Annotated in this window: 15 protein-coding genes and 1 pseudogene; 11 read left to right on the forward strand and 5 right to left on the reverse strand. The window is 38.2% G+C overall.

Features of this window, described 5'->3' with window-relative positions; genetic code table 11:
- Positions 1 to 95: 95 nt before the first annotated feature.
- The 4 genes from I6E70_RS15805 (at position 96) to I6E70_RS15820 (ending at position 7,820) form a co-directional block, all read left to right on the forward strand.
- A complete protein-coding gene (locus I6E70_RS15805; protein WP_197189133.1) occupies positions 96 to 2,792 on the forward strand; it encodes a TonB-dependent receptor in 2,697 nt (898 codons plus the stop codon).
- 33 nt (positions 2,793 to 2,825) lie between these two features.
- Entirely contained in the window at positions 2,826 to 5,258 is a 2,433-nt protein-coding gene (locus I6E70_RS15810) for a PKD domain-containing protein (protein WP_197189134.1), read from the forward strand.
- Between the two features lie 730 nt (positions 5,259 to 5,988).
- Positions 5,989 to 6,846 (forward strand): hypothetical protein, encoded by an 858-nt coding sequence (locus tag I6E70_RS15815; protein WP_231620129.1) that lies wholly within the window; start codon positions 5,989 to 5,991, stop codon positions 6,844 to 6,846.
- Between the two features lie 446 nt (positions 6,847 to 7,292).
- The gene (locus tag I6E70_RS15820) at positions 7,293 to 7,820 is read left to right on the forward strand and encodes a hypothetical protein (protein WP_197189135.1); all 528 of its coding nucleotides are present in this window, start codon (positions 7,293 to 7,295) and stop codon (positions 7,818 to 7,820) included.
- A gap of 50 nt (positions 7,821 to 7,870) precedes the next feature.
- On the opposite strand, the gene I6E70_RS15825 is transcribed toward I6E70_RS15820, so the two are convergent.
- The 3 genes and pseudogenes from I6E70_RS15825 to I6E70_RS20735 form a co-directional block, all read right to left on the reverse strand.
- Positions 7,871 to 8,539, reverse strand: coding sequence for an EAL domain-containing protein (locus I6E70_RS15825; protein WP_197189136.1), 669 nt, complete (start codon positions 8,537 to 8,539; stop codon positions 7,871 to 7,873).
- Positions 8,540 to 8,543: 4 nt separating this feature from the next.
- Positions 8,544 to 8,669, reverse strand: coding sequence for a hypothetical protein (locus I6E70_RS20815; protein ID WP_269435125.1), 126 nt, complete (start codon positions 8,667 to 8,669; stop codon positions 8,544 to 8,546).
- Positions 8,670 to 9,284: 615 nt separating this feature from the next.
- A pseudogene (locus tag I6E70_RS20735) lies at positions 9,285 to 10,683 on the reverse strand (IS4 family transposase).
- Between the two features lie 145 nt (positions 10,684 to 10,828).
- Between I6E70_RS20735 and I6E70_RS15840 the strand changes: the two are divergent.
- The 7 genes from I6E70_RS15840 (at position 10,829) to I6E70_RS15870 (ending at position 18,448) form a co-directional block, all read left to right on the forward strand.
- Positions 10,829 to 12,375, forward strand: a protein-coding gene (locus I6E70_RS15840; RefSeq protein ID WP_197189139.1) for an IS3 family transposase whose coding sequence is annotated in 2 segments (ribosomal slippage) — positions 10,829 to 11,288 and positions 11,288 to 12,375 — 1,548 coding nt in all. Because the reading frame shifts where the segments join, the coding sequence is not laid out codon by codon here.
- A gap of 459 nt (positions 12,376 to 12,834) precedes the next feature.
- Entirely contained in the window at positions 12,835 to 13,368 is a 534-nt protein-coding gene (locus I6E70_RS15845) for a hypothetical protein (RefSeq protein ID WP_197189140.1), read from the forward strand.
- A 1,311-nt stretch (positions 13,369 to 14,679) separates the two neighbouring features.
- Complete coding sequence (locus I6E70_RS15850) at positions 14,680 to 15,072, forward strand: tyrosine-type recombinase/integrase (RefSeq protein ID WP_331459192.1); 393 nt, start codon at positions 14,680 to 14,682, stop codon at positions 15,070 to 15,072.
- Positions 15,073 to 15,169: 97 nt separating this feature from the next.
- Positions 15,170 to 15,460: a hypothetical protein gene (locus I6E70_RS15855; RefSeq protein ID WP_197189142.1), complete on the forward strand. Its 291-nt coding sequence runs from the start codon at positions 15,170 to 15,172 to the stop codon at positions 15,458 to 15,460.
- A gap of 174 nt (positions 15,461 to 15,634) precedes the next feature.
- Positions 15,635 to 15,892: a helix-turn-helix transcriptional regulator gene (locus I6E70_RS15860; protein ID WP_197189143.1), complete on the forward strand. Its 258-nt coding sequence runs from the start codon at positions 15,635 to 15,637 to the stop codon at positions 15,890 to 15,892.
- Positions 15,892 to 17,124 carry a type II toxin-antitoxin system HipA family toxin gene (locus I6E70_RS15865; protein WP_197189144.1) on the forward strand — a complete coding sequence of 411 codons (1,233 nt, stop codon included), beginning with the start codon at positions 15,892 to 15,894 and terminating at the stop codon, positions 17,122 to 17,124. Before I6E70_RS15860 ends, I6E70_RS15865 begins: the two co-directional genes overlap by 1 nt.
- Positions 17,125 to 17,812: 688 nt before the next feature.
- On the forward strand, positions 17,813 to 18,448 hold the full coding sequence (locus I6E70_RS15870) for a hypothetical protein (protein ID WP_197189145.1): 636 nt from the start codon (positions 17,813 to 17,815) through the stop codon (positions 18,446 to 18,448).
- Between the two features lie 34 nt (positions 18,449 to 18,482).
- Here I6E70_RS15870 and I6E70_RS15875 read toward each other — a convergent pair whose 3' ends face one another.
- Both I6E70_RS15875 and I6E70_RS15880 read right to left on the reverse strand, forming a co-directional pair.
- Positions 18,483 to 19,496: a DNA replication terminus site-binding protein gene (locus I6E70_RS15875; protein WP_197189146.1), complete on the reverse strand. Its 1,014-nt coding sequence runs from the start codon at positions 19,494 to 19,496 to the stop codon at positions 18,483 to 18,485.
- A 340-nt stretch (positions 19,497 to 19,836) separates the two neighbouring features.
- Positions 19,837 to 20,283: a hypothetical protein gene (locus tag I6E70_RS15880; RefSeq protein WP_197189147.1), complete on the reverse strand. Its 447-nt coding sequence runs from the start codon at positions 20,281 to 20,283 to the stop codon at positions 19,837 to 19,839.
- Positions 20,284 to 20,361: the final 78 nt, after the last annotated feature.

The raw sequence follows: 20,361 nt of genomic DNA on the forward strand, positions 1-20,361 counted from the left end.
AGTTACATTTAAATGTAAATAATTATCATTTAATTTACGGGGTTTCTATTCTCATGCGTCATATAAGTATGCATTAAAGAAATAGGAAATCATTCATGGCCCGCGCTGCACTATATTTATTATCAGTTGTAAGTTATTTGTTAGTTATTACACCCACTGCAAGTTTTGCTGAACAAGCAACAACGACATCACAAGTAAAAATGATCACATTTGCTCTACCAGCGGGCGAGCTAGGAGATGCACTTAGATTATTTTCCCGCCAAGCAGGTGTAACGTTGTCATTTGAGGAGCGGATTGTACGTGGCTTTTCAGTTTCTGCAATTTCAGGTCAATACAGCACCGAATCAGCATTGCTGACGTTATTACAAAATACCGACTTACAGGCTTTACCAATTAGTCGTACTGCATGGTTAGTGCATGAAAAAAATCAACAAGATTTAATAACGTTAAATACTATTAATGTGCAAAGCCGAGGCATTGATCTAAAAGATAAAACCTACACAGAGGCTGGCTCAGTAAATTTGATCACCCAGCAAGATATTCAACGTTTTAGAGGAACCAGCGTTGGCGATATTTTTCAGGGTACGCCGGGTGTATTGATCAGTGAAAATCGTAACTCTGGAGGCCTCGATATAAATATTAGAGGCATGCAAGGGCAAGGTAGAGTACCTGTGGTTATCGACGGAAGTCGCCAAGAAACAACTGTTTACCGTGGTTATTCTGGTGTTTCAAGTCGTAGCTATATTGACCCTGACTTAATTGGTTCACTTAAAATCAGTAAAGGCCCGGTAATGAGTGCTGATGGCACCGGCGCAACCGGTGGCTTAGTGAGTGTAAGCACATTAACTGCCGATGATATTGTAAAAGAAGGCGAGTTAACGGGCTATCGGTTACGTGTTAGTGCCATAGGTAATAATTCAAGCGCACCCGAGCCTGGTACTTATGCAGGTTATTATTCAGCACGTAATGCGTACCGCTCCGAATGTCGATTTTCAAGCTACTGCAGCGACCGATATATAATGCCAGATAGTTTTGCTCCTGATGAAGGCATGGACAGACCAAGCTTATTTGAACTTAATAGCTATGCAGGTAGTTTTGCTGCAGCCAAACATTTTGAATGGGGCGACCTTATTGGCGCCTATGCAAAAAGAGAGCAAGGTAACTACTATGCAGGCAGTAACGGTCTTTCACCTGAAGTAATTTACGGTACACCAGACAAACTTGCTTGGTACACTGAAACGGAAGTATCAATACAAGGTGCCTCACGCTTTCGTGCTAATGAGCGTATCCCCAATACTAATTTCTCTAGTGAATCTTGGCTATTAAAAAGTAACGTCTTGCTGTCCGATGATCAAAGTCTAGAAATGAGCTATATACGTTATAACAGTGCTTATGGCGAAATGATGCCTTCACAAATACGTTCTTTTGGTCAAGCAAGACAATGGCTTGATAGCGAAGTAACCAATCAAACTTATACATTACGATACCGTTGGCAGCCAATTAAATATGACTGGGCTGATTTTAAAGCGAACTTTTGGCATACCGATGCGCTTACTCAGCTAAACACGCCGGGTGTTGGTTCTGTAGATATTGCTGATAATGTAGCTCGAAGTGATGACTACCAACGCTTTGGAGCGGATATTAGTAATACCATGATGTTTTACTCTACAGGTGAGCTAGAACTAAGCTATGGCTTTGCTGGCCAGTATGAAAACATGGATACGAACACTCCTGAAACTGAAGGTTTTTATGTGGGTTCGCGCAGCGGGTGGCGTAAAGAGTTCAGCGCTTTTAGTGCAATAGACTGGCAGTTCTCATCAGGATGGTCACTAGAAGCAGGGTTACGTTTTACTCATTTTTCTTCTAAAGACAACAATCCTCTTGCTATAAACACAAATGATCCCGCCTGTATATCTGACGATGCAGGTGGTTGTTTAGAAGTGCAATATGAAAATAGTCATTCAGGTACCGCGCCGTTAATCGCTATAAAATGGCAAGCATTTAAAGGATTACAATTTTATCTTCGCCATAGCGAAGCACTGCGTATGCCTAGCTTATTTGAAAGCACCTCAGGCTGGTCTGTGAGCCCTGTATTAGATATCCCTTTAGAACCTGAACATGCAACTAATCAAGAAGTTGGCCTAAATTATTTAAACGACTCATTACTGACTGATGATTATAAAGTGGGTTTCAAACTCGCGTATTTTCAAAACCACGTTGATGACTACTTGACCCGCACCCAGCCAAATGCATGGGAGCAAAAGCAAGGTGGCCTTGACTTCTTCCGAATGCGAAATATCGACAGCCTTGACCTAAATGGCTGGGAACTCAATTTTAGCTACGATACAAAATACTGGCTAGTCGAATTAAGCGGTACACATTACACCCACATTGAAGTGTGCAATGTGGGGAGTTACGTACGGTACTACTGTAATGATTGGGGCCTACCTGAGAGTTATATAAACAACATGATCCCGCCAAATTGGCATGCAAGTGCCCACTTTGGTGTGCGTTTATTTGAGCAGCGATTAGAAGCTGGTCTCAGAGGCACTTTCATGGGACAACGTAACTCAATCCCTCGTTATAACGCTCCAACAGGATTCAATGAACCCGTCCTTTGGCACCGTTATAATCTGCTGGATATCTATGCCAGTTATAAATTCAATGATGATACGACACTCGACTTCACCGTAGACAATGTCACAGATCGTTATTATCTCGATGCCTTGAGTTTAGGTTTAGTACCTGCACCAGGAAGAACAGCAAGACTGAGCTTAACTTTACAATTTTAACTGATAACATCTATCAGACAGGAGAATAAAAGCATGAAAAAAATATTTGGCGTAATCGCCATCATCGGACTTTCACTCACTATGTCAGCCTGTGGCGGAAGTAGTGATAAAAAAGCTGACACAGGGGTACAAGTCCCGCAGCAAAAGCCAATCGCTGTTATTGAGTTGCAGTCGCCAACTGAACAAAAATTTTCATTAGAAGCAGGTGCAGTACAAGTAACACTCAATGCTGATACGAGTTCCAGTGCAGAAGGCACCAGCTTAACTTATACGTGGCAGCTCATTGAGCGACCAGCTGCAAGTAACTCAGATATTACCAGTACAGACACTGCAATAACTGAATTTACAGCTGATTTTCCCGGTGAATATGTAGTGAGCTTAATCGTAAACGATGGCACCAACAACAGCGAAGCTGTTCGTTTTACTCTCACTGCGACCAGCCCGTATCCAATTGCAATTACTGAGTCAATTTATAGTGTAAATTTGGGCACTGATAGCATTGGTCTTGATGGCAGTCAAAGCGTAACACCTAATGGTGAAACCGGCTCATTAGAATACCAATGGGAACTTATTGAAAAGCCAATAGATAGTACGGGCTATTTAAACAATGCAGATCAAAGTCAAAGTACTTTATTTGTTGATTTAGCCGGTGATTACAAACTGCAATTTATAGTGACTTATAATGGCATTGCCAGTGAACCCGTTGATGTTACGGTTAGTGTGACAGAGGGTAATGCACCACCAGTTGCTAAAGCTGATGACATTACTATTGTCTTAGGTGAAGAAGCCGTGCTTGATGCTTCATCGAGTATTGACCCCGAAGGTGAGCAACTGCAATATCGCTGGCAATGGGGCTATAACCCAACTGAGCCTGATGATGTACCACTGCCAAAACTTGACGGCGCAGCAACGGCCAAAGTGCGTTTTACTCCACAAGCTGTAGCGAGTTATAAAGTCATGCTATTTGTATTTGATGGCACACGAAAAAGTGAAGAAAAAGAAATAACCGTGACAGTCAATAAAAACCCTGATGCGACAACTAATGCGGCACCCATTGGTGAATTGTCAGCAACGGGTTATTACCCGTCTTATAGTGTTGGTGAGCAAGAAGTAGGCCTTCGCGCCGAGTTTAACTTTACCGGTTATGATCCAGAAGGCGAAGCACTGCAAATTATCGACGCAACACTTGTTGAAAAACCGGAAGGTAGCGTTGCTGAACTTGTTGATATAGGCTCTTGGAAACCGATGGGTAAAAAAATCCAAAAGTTAGATGTAGCCGGTACTTATTTAGTTCGAATGGTGATTTCTGACGGCGAAAATCAAGTATCACTTGATGCTACTATGGAAGCAAAAATAGGTAATGTAAACGGCCAACCTTCAACAAGTGGCGTTAATGCACAATCAAAATCAGTATTGGTTGGTGATGTGTTAGTATTTGATGCATCAAGTCGCGATCCTAATGATGATCCAATTATCTTTCATTGGGAACTAACAGATAAACCAGATGGTAGTAATGCCACAATTGAAGCGGTGATCGAACCAGAAAGTCAAGAGTATCGCCGTGCAAAAGTGATCACCGATGTGCCTGGTTCTTATACAGCACGTTTGATTGTAGAAGATGACCGTGGTTTATTTGCCAAAACATATGCTCAAGATGATGGTTTAGCTAAATTAACTAATACAACACCAGAGATACGCTCAGTAGTGTGGGCACGTAACTGGGGGCGCTTAAGCCCAGGTGAAGATTATTATCAAATTCTAACATGTATGTCATTATTGCATCGCCCTGTGACAATTGATGCCGATGGTGATGAAGTATTCACGCATGAAGAGCTGATCAGTGCACCTGAAGGTGGCGAGTTTACCAGTAATTCAAGTGAAGCTGATTGTCCTAACACCCGTGGCCAGGTATTTACCAAACCAGGAACGTACACATTCAGATACTCTGCAACCGACTTAATTGATGATGCTCCGCAGTACGATTTTGTAGTAAAAGTAGACTCTATAGCAGAGGCTAAAGGGGTTCGTTTAAGCAGCTTAAATGGCAATGATGAAAGTTTATGGCATCCATTACCATATGAAAATATCCCTCCATTTGCTAATGACTTTTATTCGAGCGGTAAGCCTTTTCTAGAAGAGGGCTATGTAAGATGGTCATTAACTGCAACTGACGCAGATTACACCATCGAAAATCTACATGTTAGTCATATTAATGGTAACTTAGAAAGCTTAACCCCTCGCTTTGAAAACTTAATGCAAGGACAAGTCATTGCTAAAGGTGATTCAGTTGAGTTCAAAACTGTATTACCAGCGGTAACATGTGTTCGAAACGAAGAGGCATCAGAAGGGTTTCATTTCTCATTTAGAATTAAAGAAATTCCTGAAATAACTTTTGTATATGAAACATGGCGTACAGCTAACCAATCAAGCTTATTTTATGAGTGGACAGAGTGTGACAGTGATTAGCTAATACATAAATCTATAATATTCAAAGTGGTTTTCAGAGCATGTAACTGCCTGTACTAAATAAAGCCCTTTTAACGGCCTTCGAATTCAATCATAAATAGGTTCAAGGCCATTTTCAATTTTTTATCGGCATCATCCACCCGTTTTTCACGAGGTAAAACGCTTTTCCCGCTGAATTATTAGACGGGAATAGCTTACATTTTTTAATTACTTTCTCTCTCTCTTGTAAAACTGCTCCGTGATTCAACTGCGTTCGTTATCTAGATAGCCTTACTAACTTTTAGAGGCTGCCTTAGATAGCTTGCCAAATATGCTAACTGTAGTGGGAGTTTATTATGGCCCCGATGTAAGTAGAAGTTATCGAGCCAGAGTAATATTTCCTCTCCATCTCATGTGTCAGTCAAAGATTGATGTATGGACTTTATTAGCATTATTAACTCCGCTTATATGTTTTATGAGCGTATTAAATCTTGAATGTTAAAAAATAGAGATACCTAAGAAAGGGTGTGTAAATTTTAATTTTAAATATTTGGTATTAAAAGGATTGGGGGAAATGATACACCAGTGGAGAGTAACCAATTCAAAACTGGCGCGGCACCAAAACTAAAAGTTTTTCAGCTCAAAACCTTATGAGCAGATTTTAATTTTATGCAACATTCCTATAATTTCAATCGATAGCCTATTTTTACAAATATGTTTTAATACACAATTAAATTTTGGGAACAAAAAAATGAACTTCGTAAAAAAATCAATCTTAGCACTATCAACGCTTTCATTGGCTGCTTGTATGTCTACTCAGCCACCTGTTATAACAATGGAATCAAATGAAGTTTATCAGTTTGATGATGATGCTAGTTTTGCATTAAATGTGGCAAAAATGACACGTAAAACCGCAGGTTTATCTGATGTTGAGATACCTGAAAATGCGCAATTCAAAGCTAATGGTGCATTGGTTGGGGCAGAGTACGCTATGTCTTTCCTAACTGGTGGCTTAATTGACTTAGCTGGCAGCTTGGGTGCTCAATCAGAGGCAGACAGAGCCTTTAATTGGAAACCTATGTTTGTATTTTTAGGCGATTTAGATAGGCAAAACATCGATGCTGACGCAGTAAAAGTTGTAGAATCTGAATTAACAAAAACTTTTGAAAACATCGAAAACTCTAATTACATTGGCATTATGAGACTTAGTGCTGACGGCAGAGATAACAACTTTATGCTTATGTTTGATGGAGCGCTGTGTGATAAGACAGGGCAGTCAAAATTAAAGTATGATCGTGTTAATAACTCAGGACTATTCATTAACGTAAAACGTGAATACGAAGGCTCATGCGCTACGCCAGTAAACGTAGAAGTAACTGGAAAGGTAAACTATGAGGGTGAGCAACAAAGTGTTATTACAGTAACCTTCCATGGCGGGTATGCAGGTTTTACTGATATGGCTATTGCTACTTCAGGCTTTGCGGTAGTACCACAAACATTCGGTCGTTGGGGTAGTGGGGTTAAATACACTGTTCCAGCCCCTTACGTAATCCATAACAATACAATGCATTTATTCACTAAAGAAAATTCATCTTTTAAATTAAAATAATTGCTACAAAAAAATAGATACTTTTAACCAATTAAATTGCCAGCCACTTAAGGCTGGCAATTTTTTATCCGCTAATTTAGTAGCCCACGCTCTCATAGATCGCAAACGTAATGTGGTTAAATTAATATTCATATAGTTAGTATTGATTTTTACATTTTAGTTGTTACTTATAATTCTTCAGTGCTCAGAATTAGTCTTGTTTTTTTATTGGCTAACTATAATTTCTGATTAGAAATTAGTAATAATACTAAAGTTAGTAAAAGCAAAGGTGTTTACCGTCAAAGTTGTACTGATTGTTCGCAGGCATAACATATTTGAATTTATAACGTGAGATTAATACAAAAATTCAATACTAAGTGTTTAGTTTGTTGTTTTCATAGTAAAATATCATTAAAAATGATTGTAGGCTCTTATGCAGCCAAGAAAAATAATTAGAGGGTATTTCAATGAGGAAAGTAGCATTTTTACTTCCGCTGTTTTTGATGGGCTGCGCCGTTTCTAAAAACGACGCAAAAATCTATAAAGACGCAAGCATTCCAGCTGGTAAAGCTGCACTAGTGTCACCCATTAAAATTGAGGGCGCAGAAGTATTACTTTTTTCTGTAAATTCTAATTACCTACCAATCAATGTAATTAAAGAAGGTATGGATGTAGAAATACCAGAAGGCAGAGTAAAATTACGTATTGATTGCAAAGCCAAGTATAAGCAAAAAATAACAAATAAAGTGTCCTTTATTAGCTTCAATGCATCGGCTAATGAGCACTACTTCATAACCCCCACTGTTACATATACTGAACGAGTAATAGAAACCAAATCATCGTTTATCCACTGCAATGAAATAACCACGAAGTGCCATATACCAATAATAAAAACAACAAGCAAGATACCCCATTGCGACTTTAATATATCAATCCTAGACGTTGAATACCGTTATGAAAAACCTATAAGTTTTGAAAATTTAAGTACGGGGTGAGTCTAGCTGTCACCCATAAATCTATTAAAAAATTGTGACTAGAATACATGTTATCGCTCAGACTCTAAGTTTAATTGATCAAACACTAATTCACTCTTAGAAATATATTTATACAAGTCGACTAATAATAGCGGTTTTGAATAGTGGTAGCCCTGAAATAAATCGCAACCACATTCTATGAGGCACTGTTTCTGCTCAACAGTTTCGATATCCTCTGCAAGTAACGTCAAGTCTAGATTTTTACCAATTGAAATAATGTTTTGCACCATTTTCAACGATTGAACATCATGCATAATACCGTCCACAAAGCTCTTATCAATTTTCAACTCGTCTATGGCTAATGTGCGAAGCAGATTTAAAGACGAGTAACCCGTACCAAAATCATCAAGTGAAATACAAATGCCTTCATCACGAAGCTGGTTAAGTATCGGGAGTACTTTATTAATATCATCGATAAAAAGACTTTCGGTGCTCTCCATTGCAATTCGCTTTGGGTCACTATTGTGGCGGTTAATAGACTGTTTAAGCGTCGTAATAAAATCAATGTGGGAAAATTGTTGAGCCGAAATATTGATTGCTATTTGAAAGGTTAAATTTAAGCTTTTTTGAAATGCACTCATTTCTTTCAATGTCGTTTCAATAATATAGTTACCAATTTTTGGCATTAGGCCACAATATTCAGCAATGGCGATAAATTTATCAGGGGGGACAAAGCCCAACTTCTCATCTTACGATAGCTTCCACGCCGTATAGGGTGCTATTTGCATCTACTTGCGGTTGATACACCATGTAAAAGCATTCAAGCTCAGCAGCTACACGTAAGTGCTCTTCTATCTCCAAACGACCCATGTAAGTTTGCGCCATGCTGAAGGTGAAGACATTAAATGTATTCCCTTCTTTTTTTTAGTTATGCATCGCAATATTTGCAGAACGTAAAGCAGCGTTAATGTTTTCCCATGCTCGGGGGCTTTAGCAATGCCTAAGTTGCAGCCAAGGCGCAACTCACTTTCCATTTACTGCCGCACAGGCAGCTTATAAATTCCAGATGTTCCAAGCTATAACCGCTTACTTGTTCACTGCTACATGGGCTGATTAAAAAATCAGGGCGGTGAGAGAGCTGGAGGGATTAGTATATAGTCTTATTTACTGCTAATAAAAGTAGCTAGCTCGTCATGCACTACTTTTAAAATCCTGCATTATCAATTTGTTGGTTTCAGACATTTTATAATTGAAGATAGACATATTAGGAGGTTTTATGACCGCAATACAAATCGCAACATCAATAACTATTCTTTTAACAATGCTAACATTAGCTGGTGGGTTTTATGCGCTAATGAAGTGAAATACGTAAACCAATAATATTTAGTTGTCACTCAAGGTGACTATTGCCTGCGACCTCTGTTTACCTCATATTTAATTCTCCCGATGTGCGTGTATCCCCCTGTGTCAGGATCTGTCTCTTGATCACATCTCCTGTTGTTGCGCTTGCATGAATCGAGCGCCTTCTAGCAGTTGGCTCAGTGAAAACCAACCTTTCCATAAAGCTTCCCAACCAACAACATCTGTTTGCTTGCTGTTGTGCCACCCGCCTAATTTGGCAAGTGCATAATAAGCCCAATGTAATGAAGGTGTTGTGTTAGGTGCTTTTTTAGTTTCAGTCTTTGACCACAACAGTTTCCATTCAAGAAGATTGAAAAAATTGTCGCAACTAATTGATTTTGCATTATCTTTATCGACAATAAGCTCGCGTAACTGGAGAAGTCTCACCGCAATAAATGCTGTTATTACAATGATCTTTTCTAGATTATTTCGCGTTTGCATGCGAAACGACTCAACTTGAGTGCCCGCTGACTTCCACGCTTTATGGAACTCTTCAACTCGCCATCTTAGTTCATAAAATCTAACTATCTTTAGTGCATCAGAAGCACTATTTATCGGTTCGCCTGTATACAATTTCCACGACAAAGGACTTGTTCCACTTGGTGGATCAATCTCGTTGCAACTTATTACTGTTAAATTCATACCACCAAGTTTCTTGTGTTTTTTTAGGCGGATAAATAGTAATGCAAGCATAACGTACAGCTACTTTCGCAATACGTGCTTTTCGGCCTCTTTTTTGCTGTATCTTAACCGAATATGAAGCTTCGCTAGATTGATTTTCAATGTAGGGACTTAGTTTATCGCCGTCTGCATTCACGACCCGCTCATGCTTGGCCCTCACTACAAACCGTTGATTATTTATTGTTTTATAATCAATATACTCAAACATATCAGATTCTCGATCACAAACGCTTATGATATTGTCCATGACATCTGCAAATCGGGTACTCATTTCTTCCGACGAGCGTTGCCATTTATAACTTTCTTTCGTTTCGTACTTGCGGCGTTTTCTGTCGTTAGCGGTACCAAAGTTTTCATCTTTTCTGCACCAACGATGTTGTGCACCCAAGCCAATAGTACGCTCTGTTTCCGCATCGACCATAAGGACGGTGTGCGCCAACATCCCTTTAGAAGAGCTTTGTTTATATGCGCCAGTATGTCCGAGCTCTTTAGTCACATTGTGTCGGTAACACAATGTTGATGTATCTTCTAGCGCAAGGATTGTGTTTGACAGCGTTATTGCAGGTAACAGCGAATTCAAACCGGCGGTAGCGATGTTATCTGCGTCAACTTTATCATTGCGAAGAAAGCGATATGCGCCTTCAATAGAGGCCTGTGAGCCAGATGCTTTCACAATAGAACTTCCTGTGTTGCTCGCCATTTGATGACTTATTTTTACCAGGCGTTTAGTTCGTCGTTCATCACCTAATTCAGCATGTTTAAACAAATGATTAGCCCATTTTTCAGTATCTTTTATCAGCATAATAATTAAACTCGATCGGTTTTTTCGTTATAACTGATCTGATCGACTGATATAAATAAAGTTCAATTGAAGCCTAATTTATTTGTGTATAAGAGTCAGGTGTCAGGATAGTTGTCGCCTCTAACTTTTAATAGAGGCAGATAAAATGAGACGTCGATTTACACAAGAATTTAAAGTTCACGCTGTTGAAAAAGCATTATCTCAATGTGATGATGTTCGCCTAGAAGATATTGCGCTTGATTTAGGCATCGGTTATTCAACCTTGCAACGATGGATCGCGCTTGCTAAAAACCATGAACTTGAAACTAAAAATAATGGTAGTCACATGACAACAGAAAAACGCCCTCATGACTGGAGCTTAGAAGAAAGGCTTAACGCCATTATTGAATGTGCGAGTTTAGATGAAGCAGCTCTTAATGAATATTGCCGCGCTAAGGGGCTTTACCCGCATCATATTAAACAATGGAAGCAAGATTTTGCTAAAGGGCCTTCAACGAAGCCCGTAAAATCAGACAGTAAACAGCTCAAACAAGAAATTAAGCAGCTTCAAAAAGAGCTTAATCGTAAAGACAAAGCGTTAGCAGAAGCAGCCGCCTTACTTGTACTCAAAAAAAAAGCAGATGCGCTTTGGGGTTTCAACGAGGACGATTAACCAGTTCAACTGAGCGTCATGAATTGATAAAGCTCATTACCGACGCGCAGAAATCAGGGGCAAGGCAAGAAAAAGCATGTGAGTTACTTGGTCTAATGGCAAGAACAATTCAACGCTGGATTGAAGCTGATGATATGACAGATAAGCGAACAAGCACGATAAAGCGACCACCTAACAGGCTAACTGAATTAGAGCAACAGCGTATAATTAAGACGGTTAATTCAATAGAATATGGGCATTTACCACCCAGCAAGATAGTCCCTAAACTATTGGATAAAGATGTGTGGATAGCATCAGAAAGCTCGTTTTATCGCGTTATGAAATCGCATAAATTATTAACACACAGAGAAAAAGTTAAACCAAATAAAAAGATAAAAAAGCCAAAAGCACTCAGGGCAACACGTGTAAACGAAATTTATACATGGGATATCACGTATTTGCCAACAGCTGTTAAAGATCAGTTTTTATACTTATATTTAGTGATGGATATTTATAGTCGAAAAATAGTTGGTTGGCAGGTTCATGACACACAACTAAGCACACTGGCGGCTGATTTAATGGTAGATATTTGCAGGCGAGAGCAGGTAAAGCCTGAGCAAGTCACGCTGCACTCGGATAATGGCAGTCCAATGAAAGGGGCAACGTTATTAGCGACATTGCAGGAGTTAGGTATTGTTCCTTCATTTAGCCGACCGTCTGTGAGTAATGATAATCCTTATTCTGAATCGCTATTTAAGACGTTAAAGTATCGCCCGGAATACCCTGAGAAAGCCTTTGAAAGCATGGGTAGCGCAAGAAAGTGGGTTAGCGGATTTGTTGATTGGTACAACGATGAGCACTTGCACAGCGGTATTAAATTTGTCACGCCAAACCAGCGTCATTTAGGATTAGATGAAGCGATACTAGCGAAACGTCATCAGGTAAATGGGATGGCGAAATTACAGAATCCAAGTCGTTGGTCAGGAAAGTCTCGAGATTGGACGATGATCAATGAAGTAAATTTAAATCCAGAGAAAAAAGAAGCAATGCGGGCGGCATAAAATTTAATTTGATGCGACAACTAACTTGAAAAACTCCGGTATTTGTTAACTAAAAATACACGCCCTAAATAATTACCAACAAAACAACAGCAATACTAACTGCGTATGTTATATTCAGCATTTAGTAATAAAGTTTTTTAACTCATCGTTTCATCAACAGCATTTCCAGCTGTAACTTAATTACCTGATTGAAAGTAATGGACTATTTTTAATGACTAACGACAAACTAACTCTGCTTGACTCATTAAATCCATTTAGTAGCATGATTTTTTCTACATGCATCAGCATACCCACAAAAGCAATGTACGCATTTGCCTTAGGGTTTCAGTTTAATTATAGCTAACAGCGATGGGCTACTCGTAAGGATAATTAACAAGCTTGTATCTGCAATGCTATTTAATAAACCATAATTTCAAAGAATTATTTTGTTATAAATCTATAATAAGTAAAGGGTTAAAAATGATACATCAACTCAAAGGCAAGCTCACCGACATAACTGCAAGTCATAGAGAAGAAACAGATAAGACAACTGTTAATATCTATGATTACTTAGAAATTGACGGTGTTAAATATGGCAACATGCAAGTACCCGAAGTTATAAACAGGCATCTAGTACATGGTGTTGGTCAAGAGTTTACGATTGATTACATGGAAGTCAAAGAACGCTCAATACCAAAAAGAACCATCGTAGGCATCACCACTGAAGGAGGTAAATTTGACCACATTTCTGATATAGAACTTAAACCTGCTATAACGGCAATGAAAGCTATGTTTACCATGCAACTGATAAGTTTTTCATTGCTGTGGATAATTGTTGGTGGGATCGGATCATTAATTACGTACTTTATGACTAGAAGCGAGGCGGCCGGTTATCTCGTTTTTATCGTCGGCTTTATCGCTGTAATTACTCTAATAAGTATGGCCAACTTAAAGGCTTTAGGCCCGGTACAAGAAGCGCTTGAGTATGTCAAAAAGCGAAAAAAAATAATTTAGTTAACAAAAAAAATTGCATTACCGAGCCCTGAAAGGGCTTTTTTATTCCCCGCTTAATAGCCACCATGGCGCTGATTAGCGCCATATTAATATAGCCAGGAAAATATAAAAGATCATATAAACAGAATGTTAACTCAATGGGCAGCCTTTAATGCGAGATTTAACGGTCACGTAGCCACACGGGCCTTGCGAAATGTGTGGCTAAAAATTATATGAATTAAGAGTGATTTTTACGCTCGCAGCATTCAAGTTTTTAATACAAAAACAATTTACAGTATTGTTTTTAACCCTTTCTAGCTTTCTAGCTTTCTAGCCTCAATATAGAAGTGTGACATAATTTATAAATAAACTGTCCGGAAGGATTAGGGCATGTTAGTTTTTTATTTGTAATAATTCATTTTGGTACTTTTTATATTTTTAAAAAGTGTAATTATATGGGCGGTCCGAACGCGACGATTTATTTACTATCGTGTTATGCAAGCCAAGTGACAATACCTGTGTTCATATTACTACTTTCATTAATAGTGTTGGGTGTGGCGCGCAATTTATCAGTTCCACCAATTGCAGAGTATTCCACTGCGAGCTTGGGTTTAATTTTTTTTTATCGCCATCAATGTAATTTTTTCGGCATTAAACATATAGAAATTCACTAAAATTGAAATTTAAAAACTTAGGTGAGTTAGTCTAAGTTTTTTATTTAAAGCTCAATTTAACAAGAAAATAGCTATTGTATATAGAACTTTACAAGAGCTATTTTTGGGTAGGGTGCAAATTCATAATTTCGGATTTGAAGTGACCATAAGCTTATTAGGCGAATTTTGCAGTGTGTTGTTAAATTACAAAAATATGATGTACGGGTTTAATTTCAAAGATTAACATTAAGCCATTTTAATTTAATTCTACTACAACAAAATATACAGTAAGGTTTAGTCGTGACTCTTTTTTGCAAAAGAGTTATTTGCAGTACGCCAATATTTGGTCATTGCCTATGGCCGGCATAAAAAACAGTTATCTATCAAAATGCGAAATGTCTGATATATAATTATATTTTATCGCTTTCGTCTGAAGCCTCTCAAGAAACAGCGGTGCGAATTATGAAGGCGGTTGCTAAACATTTAGGTAGAAATTCAATCTATGATATTAACTGGAAAACTTTAGCGGGACTGTATTAAATAGCTTTAAGAGTAAAGGAAGTTACGGACCAAAGACAATTACCTTGTACGTTGCTATTGTAAAACAAGTGGTTGAGAATGCTTATTTACTTGGGTATATGAGTGCGTTACAACGTGATGCCATTAAGATTATAAAGCTATAGCACGTGACTACGCGTTGTTTTCAATACGAATACGATGTGGGTTGCGTAGGCAGGAGGTTGCAAGTTTGAAAGCTAGTGATGTTAGTCAAAAGTCACTGCGCGTTATCTGTAAAGGTAATAAAGAACGTAAAGTGTCTTTGCACTCTGTAGTTTTAGATGCAATTAAAAGTTGGCTTGAAATTTATAAGTGCTCTAATGAAAATCCCCTTCTTTTTGTAAGCATTCTAAAGGGGGGTCACTTACAAAATAAAGCCATGAGTACCGATGCTACCTTTAAATTGTGTAACAATATAATGCACCACTACTGCACTCTTTGCGCCGCAGCTACGCCACCAACTTGTATAAAAATGGGGCTAATATCAAAAATATTTCTCTATGCTTGGCCATAGTCAAATCTCTACAACTGAGAGATATGTACGTGTTGGTGAAGATGATTTATACAAAGATGTAATGGATAATTTGCTATAAAGCTAAATATTAACTCATATGAAATTACTTTTAATTTTAAGTGTTGTATTTATAACTCTAAAAGGTAACAACTTTCCAGAGAAGACATTATCTAATGCTCTAATTGAAGCCGCATTAATAAACCACAAAATTAAGAATGGTATACGTTTACTTGCTGAGAGAACAAGACAGGGACAAGAAATCATTGTTACAATAAATGATCTATTTAGTGAATCGCTTAAAGAAAAAAGTAAAAACCCACCTTTACTCGAAAGGCAATTTACAAAAGATATCAAACACTATATCGATGCACCTTACAAAGGTGACTGATAGTCAATACCTACATTTTAATATCCATACGAAGATAGTAGAAGCATAGCTGAACCGTCTTATATAATTAATGCAATGCCTGCCTAATATTGATATTTTTATTAGCTATATAGCTAATTTATGAATTATATACTAAGATGTTAGCTATATAGCTAACTTTCAATAAGTAAACATATGTCGAGTAGAGCAGGTATTGGCAAGCAAATAAGTACTGGCAGAAAAGCTTTAGGCTACACCCAACAAAAGCTATCAGAGATCGCGGGAATTAATAAAACAACGATTTCCGAGATTGAGAATGGCCGTTTCACTGGTTCATTTGATATATTTGAGCGACTGCTTGATGCTGTTGATTTACAGTTTGAAGTTACGGCAAAGCAACACTCCTTACCAGACTGGGATACTATTGAAGATATATTCTCGGAGGATGACTAATGAGTGGTACATCACAGCTTCCAAATAAAATTACAAATATAACAGTATGCACTGACCATGCTGAAGTTGGCTTACTAACACATGGCTCAGTACATCACTACCAGCCAACGCAAGAGAACCTATATGTTTCGCTTACTATGACTAAGAAAGGCATGGATGGTTACTCATCGGGTTCTCTTCACCCTATATTTTCACAAAACTTGCCAGAGGGCTTTAACCGTCGATTTATTGCAGAAAAACTAGCGAGATACGCCAAAGTAAACGACATGTATTTACTTGCTTTACAGAGCGCACAAGGCATTGGCATGCTTTCATATAAAAGTGAGCTTACCTTACCAGAGGCTGAGCCTGTATCTTTGAGCGATATTTTGACTTATAACAGCAATGCACCACTTTTCCCTCAGTTATTAGAAAAGTACTACCTACAAAATTCGTTGGCAGGCGTACAACCTAAAGTAAGTATACCTAATGCCTCAGCTATTAAAACCGACAGAACAATTCCGCAGAAAGATTTAATAGTGAAGTCATTCGATACCGAGTTCCCATTACTTACGGTAAACGAGTTTGTGTGTATGGAAGCCGCTCGCCATTGCGGACTCGAGCCACCAAAGACATACTTGTCTGAAAATTTAGAAACGTTCGTTGTTGAACGCTTTGATAAAACAAGTGACGGAACTAAGCTCGGTTATGAAGATTTCACAACCTTACTAAAAAAAACTAACGACCCCGACGCTAAATACACTGGCAGCTACGAAACCTTACTCAAAGCTACCCATCTATATACAAACAGCCAAGCCGAAGTAGAAAGGATGTACAAGTACATTGTGTTTACCTGCTTAATTGGTAACGGCGATGCGCATTTAAAAAACTTTGCCTTGCAATATACACCTGATATGAAAAACATATATCTCTCACCACCGTTTGATATAACACACACACAAATCTACGAAACCATCGACAATAAAATGGCACTCAAATTGGCTAACAGCAAAGAGTTTCCAGACATGTCGTATTTACTAAAATTAGCAGAGGGCACCCATTTTAAAATTAGAAAAGCCAAAGAGATAATAGAATCTCTGAGCGAGGGTATTATTGACTACCTTAAACACTCTAATGAAGTACAGCTACTTGATGGATTACGTGCATCAATAGAAAGCTCAGTATCAAATACAATGACGCCTAGCTATTCAACTAAAAGCTACCGGCATGACAGAATTAGAAAGTTTGAGTAGTATCAAATCTAAACAGTCGATTTCACACAAGCATTTTACAGCACATATCGAGTACAACTTTAGTTTTTTTTATTTCAATTAGCTATCTACTTGGGCTTTTGGGTACAAAACCCCATTAAGGGGTTAGTTGCCCATCCCTTCGAGATTAACCTCAAGCCTGTTTTTTGAACAGTTATTTGAGGGGGAACAATTATCAAAAGGTTTACATAATGATATTGGAAATAAATACCTATAAAAAGTGCTCTCATTACGAATTTTTCAAAACGTTTTAGGTTTTTTGGATCAATTAACTATATTTTTTAAAGTTAAAGGTCGCAAGGTTTTTCAATAATTTACATCAACTAAGGCTCATATCGAGGGGATGGGCGCAAAACCCCTAATTACTCCATAAATTTTGAATAGTATAAAACATGGTATTTGAGTCGTGAAATTTTACACAGGGGTAAAATAGGCCCTGTAAGTTTCGGCTTAGAGTTATATTTTCTTTATAGTAGCTTTTATGTGTTCAATGAAAATGATTAATTTGCTAAATATTCAGATTTATCAGTAGCATAATATTGGTAGGCTAAAAAAAATTACGGGGCTTGTTAGATTTTATTAGATAAATCGCTTATTATTACCGTTTAATACATGTTAATTCGCGATAATGCACTACCAAACGTAAATAAAAACAATTTAAGGTTTAAAAATGATGCCATCGACAAACTCAATATCTAAACTAGGGTTGGAGGAAGCTGCAGTAAAGCTTTTTCAGATGGGTATTCGTTCCGCAACTGATTTTCAAAAGTTGTGTAACGGCCAGTTTAATGGATTACAAGGTCGCCCAGCCGATATTCCCTCTAATCCTATGATGTATTTTAAAGAGATAAGCAACTTTAAAGAGCTTCTGAAACTAGGTCAAAGGCTAAGTGATGAAATACAAGCTGTAGAACAATCCGAAAAAATAAAAACAGATGAACGTGATGTAATGTCGTATGAAGATCTGAAACAATTGGTGCGAAAACACAACGTAACCTCTATTCGCAAGTGGAAAAAAGCTTTGAAAGAAAATAAGATACCAGGTTCGTTCCCTAGCTCCCCGCAAGCTTACTACGAGAATTTTGAAGGCTGGGATGTATTCTTAGCCCCAAAAGGGGCTCGATTTTTAGAATGGGAAGATGCGAAAGTTCTAGCAACAGAGATCCGCATAGAGCATGGCCTGAAGAACGCATATGACTGGCGCTGGCTTTCACGACAAGGGCATAGACCAGCAAATTTACCGAGTGCGCCTGATTATTATTATAGTCAGTTCACAACATGGAAAGAATTTTACGGATTTGAATAAACACAATTGTTTATGGCAGTAACGCTCATTTGCTTTACTGCTTATTTTTTTCTTTCAAGTAAATATGTAGACGCGGTATTAATGGCTCTGCTTTACTAACCACCTCTTTTCTACCAGCATAATCCCCCAGCGGTTTAAACTTAAACGTATCAACACAGTTAATTAAGAAAATAGGCGAATGCGCGTGTAAGTCTTTTCTGAGCGTCATTTCAGTACCGGTATTATTCGGATTTTTAGGCTCATTAAAACGTAACTTTAAAATCGGTGTCGCGGGTGCTTTCCTAATTATGTTAAATAGCGTGTTACTTGTGAAATGACTGATAAGCTTACGCTCTTCTTGAATGTGAAGCGCTAAGCCTGCTTGCGAATCTGCACTATTGCCATGGTTAGGTGCATACGCCACCAAAGAGCGGTCTATTTTCTCAATCACCTGCTGCTTAGTTAGCGTTTTAATTTGCGACTTATGTTCCCATGAAAAACGCGCACTCAAAATATCCTTTTGAATAAAGACAGGGTGTGTTCGTGTTGCCATTGGAAATATGAGCCCTGGCTCAGCGTCGTGAACAATCTCAAAGCGTTGATCAACTGATTTAGCCAAGCGGTGAATAACATCTTTAAGCTTTACCTTCTCTGCATTGAGGTTATCAAATAAAGTGGCCAACCTTTGCATATACGCAAAGTCGCATTGGACATTGATGAGGCCCGGTAATTTGATTGAATAGCGGGTTGATTCATTGTGTTGTGCGCGAAACTTACCGATATGCGTAATCGCCTTACGAATAGCCTCATTGCCGGTTTGGTGAATCACATCATACGGCGCATCTAAAAGAGCTTGTTGATGTTCATCATTGAATTTCAAACGAATGCGAGACTGTACCAAGCTTCGAGTTTTGGCTATGTCTTCAGTGATGGTAGGCAGGACGAATATATCTGCACCAATAGAGTCGGTATTTTCTTTAAGTGCGCAGGTTAGAGCATCGACAGCATTAAATACTTCATTGTATTGAAACTTAAAATCGCCCCGCGTTGTTTTGATTAGCTGTTCCATAATGCCTTTTATCGCCCAATAATGACTACAACATGCATATACTATATATTATTTAATATGCACTCTGACACATTTTTGTATAATATTTAGCTTTGTTTACCCTGATAGCATGTTTTATAATTTTTCTTAGGGGTACGTGTTATTTGGCTTATCAATAAGGGTAAAGATATATTAAACAAATAACTATATCATGTTAAGTTGTTTCAAATAATAGGTATGTTGTAGTCATATTTGTGTACACCTATTCAATTTTTATCAATATTTTGCGAGTAAACCATTTTAATAAAGCTCTTGAGCTACTCTGTATTGGATAGGTAACACAGAGAGCCAACTGGTTAGCTTAAAGCCCTTCTGTGTAGTTGACAGCTTTAAACTGAAGGATAAATTCATCGACCACATCTTGGAATATCAACGACGGATCTATGTCAGTTAATAGCTCAACCACATTACATGTAGTTAGTTTTTGCTTATGCATTTTTTCAAGCAACTTCTCTTTCGTTTGCACTCCATCACCATCAAAGTAAATGGCTGTATCGCCTACTAAGGAGAGCTTTACAACAGCATGATCGCAATGCTCCGTACTACGTAATACATGTATCTCTGAGCCTTTTACTACTGAGCTAACAGCTACCGCCAATGTGAAACATCCACCGTCAAACCAACCACACCCATGCTCTTTAGATAGGTACTCGACAAGTCCATCTGCTACATCCGTACAATGGCTGAGTGCGAGTATTTTTTTCACTCTGGTTAATGAGGTGGATATTTTTTGTGTATCTATAGACATTTAAATTCTCACTTTTGTATTCTGCGTGTCAAGGTGCTTTTTTAAATGCATTGATTCACGCTACTAGGTTAAATGTAA

The organism is Pseudoalteromonas sp. NGC95 (genome assembly GCF_015864705.1).
Lineage (GTDB): Bacteria > Pseudomonadota > Gammaproteobacteria > Enterobacterales > Alteromonadaceae > Pseudoalteromonas > Pseudoalteromonas arctica.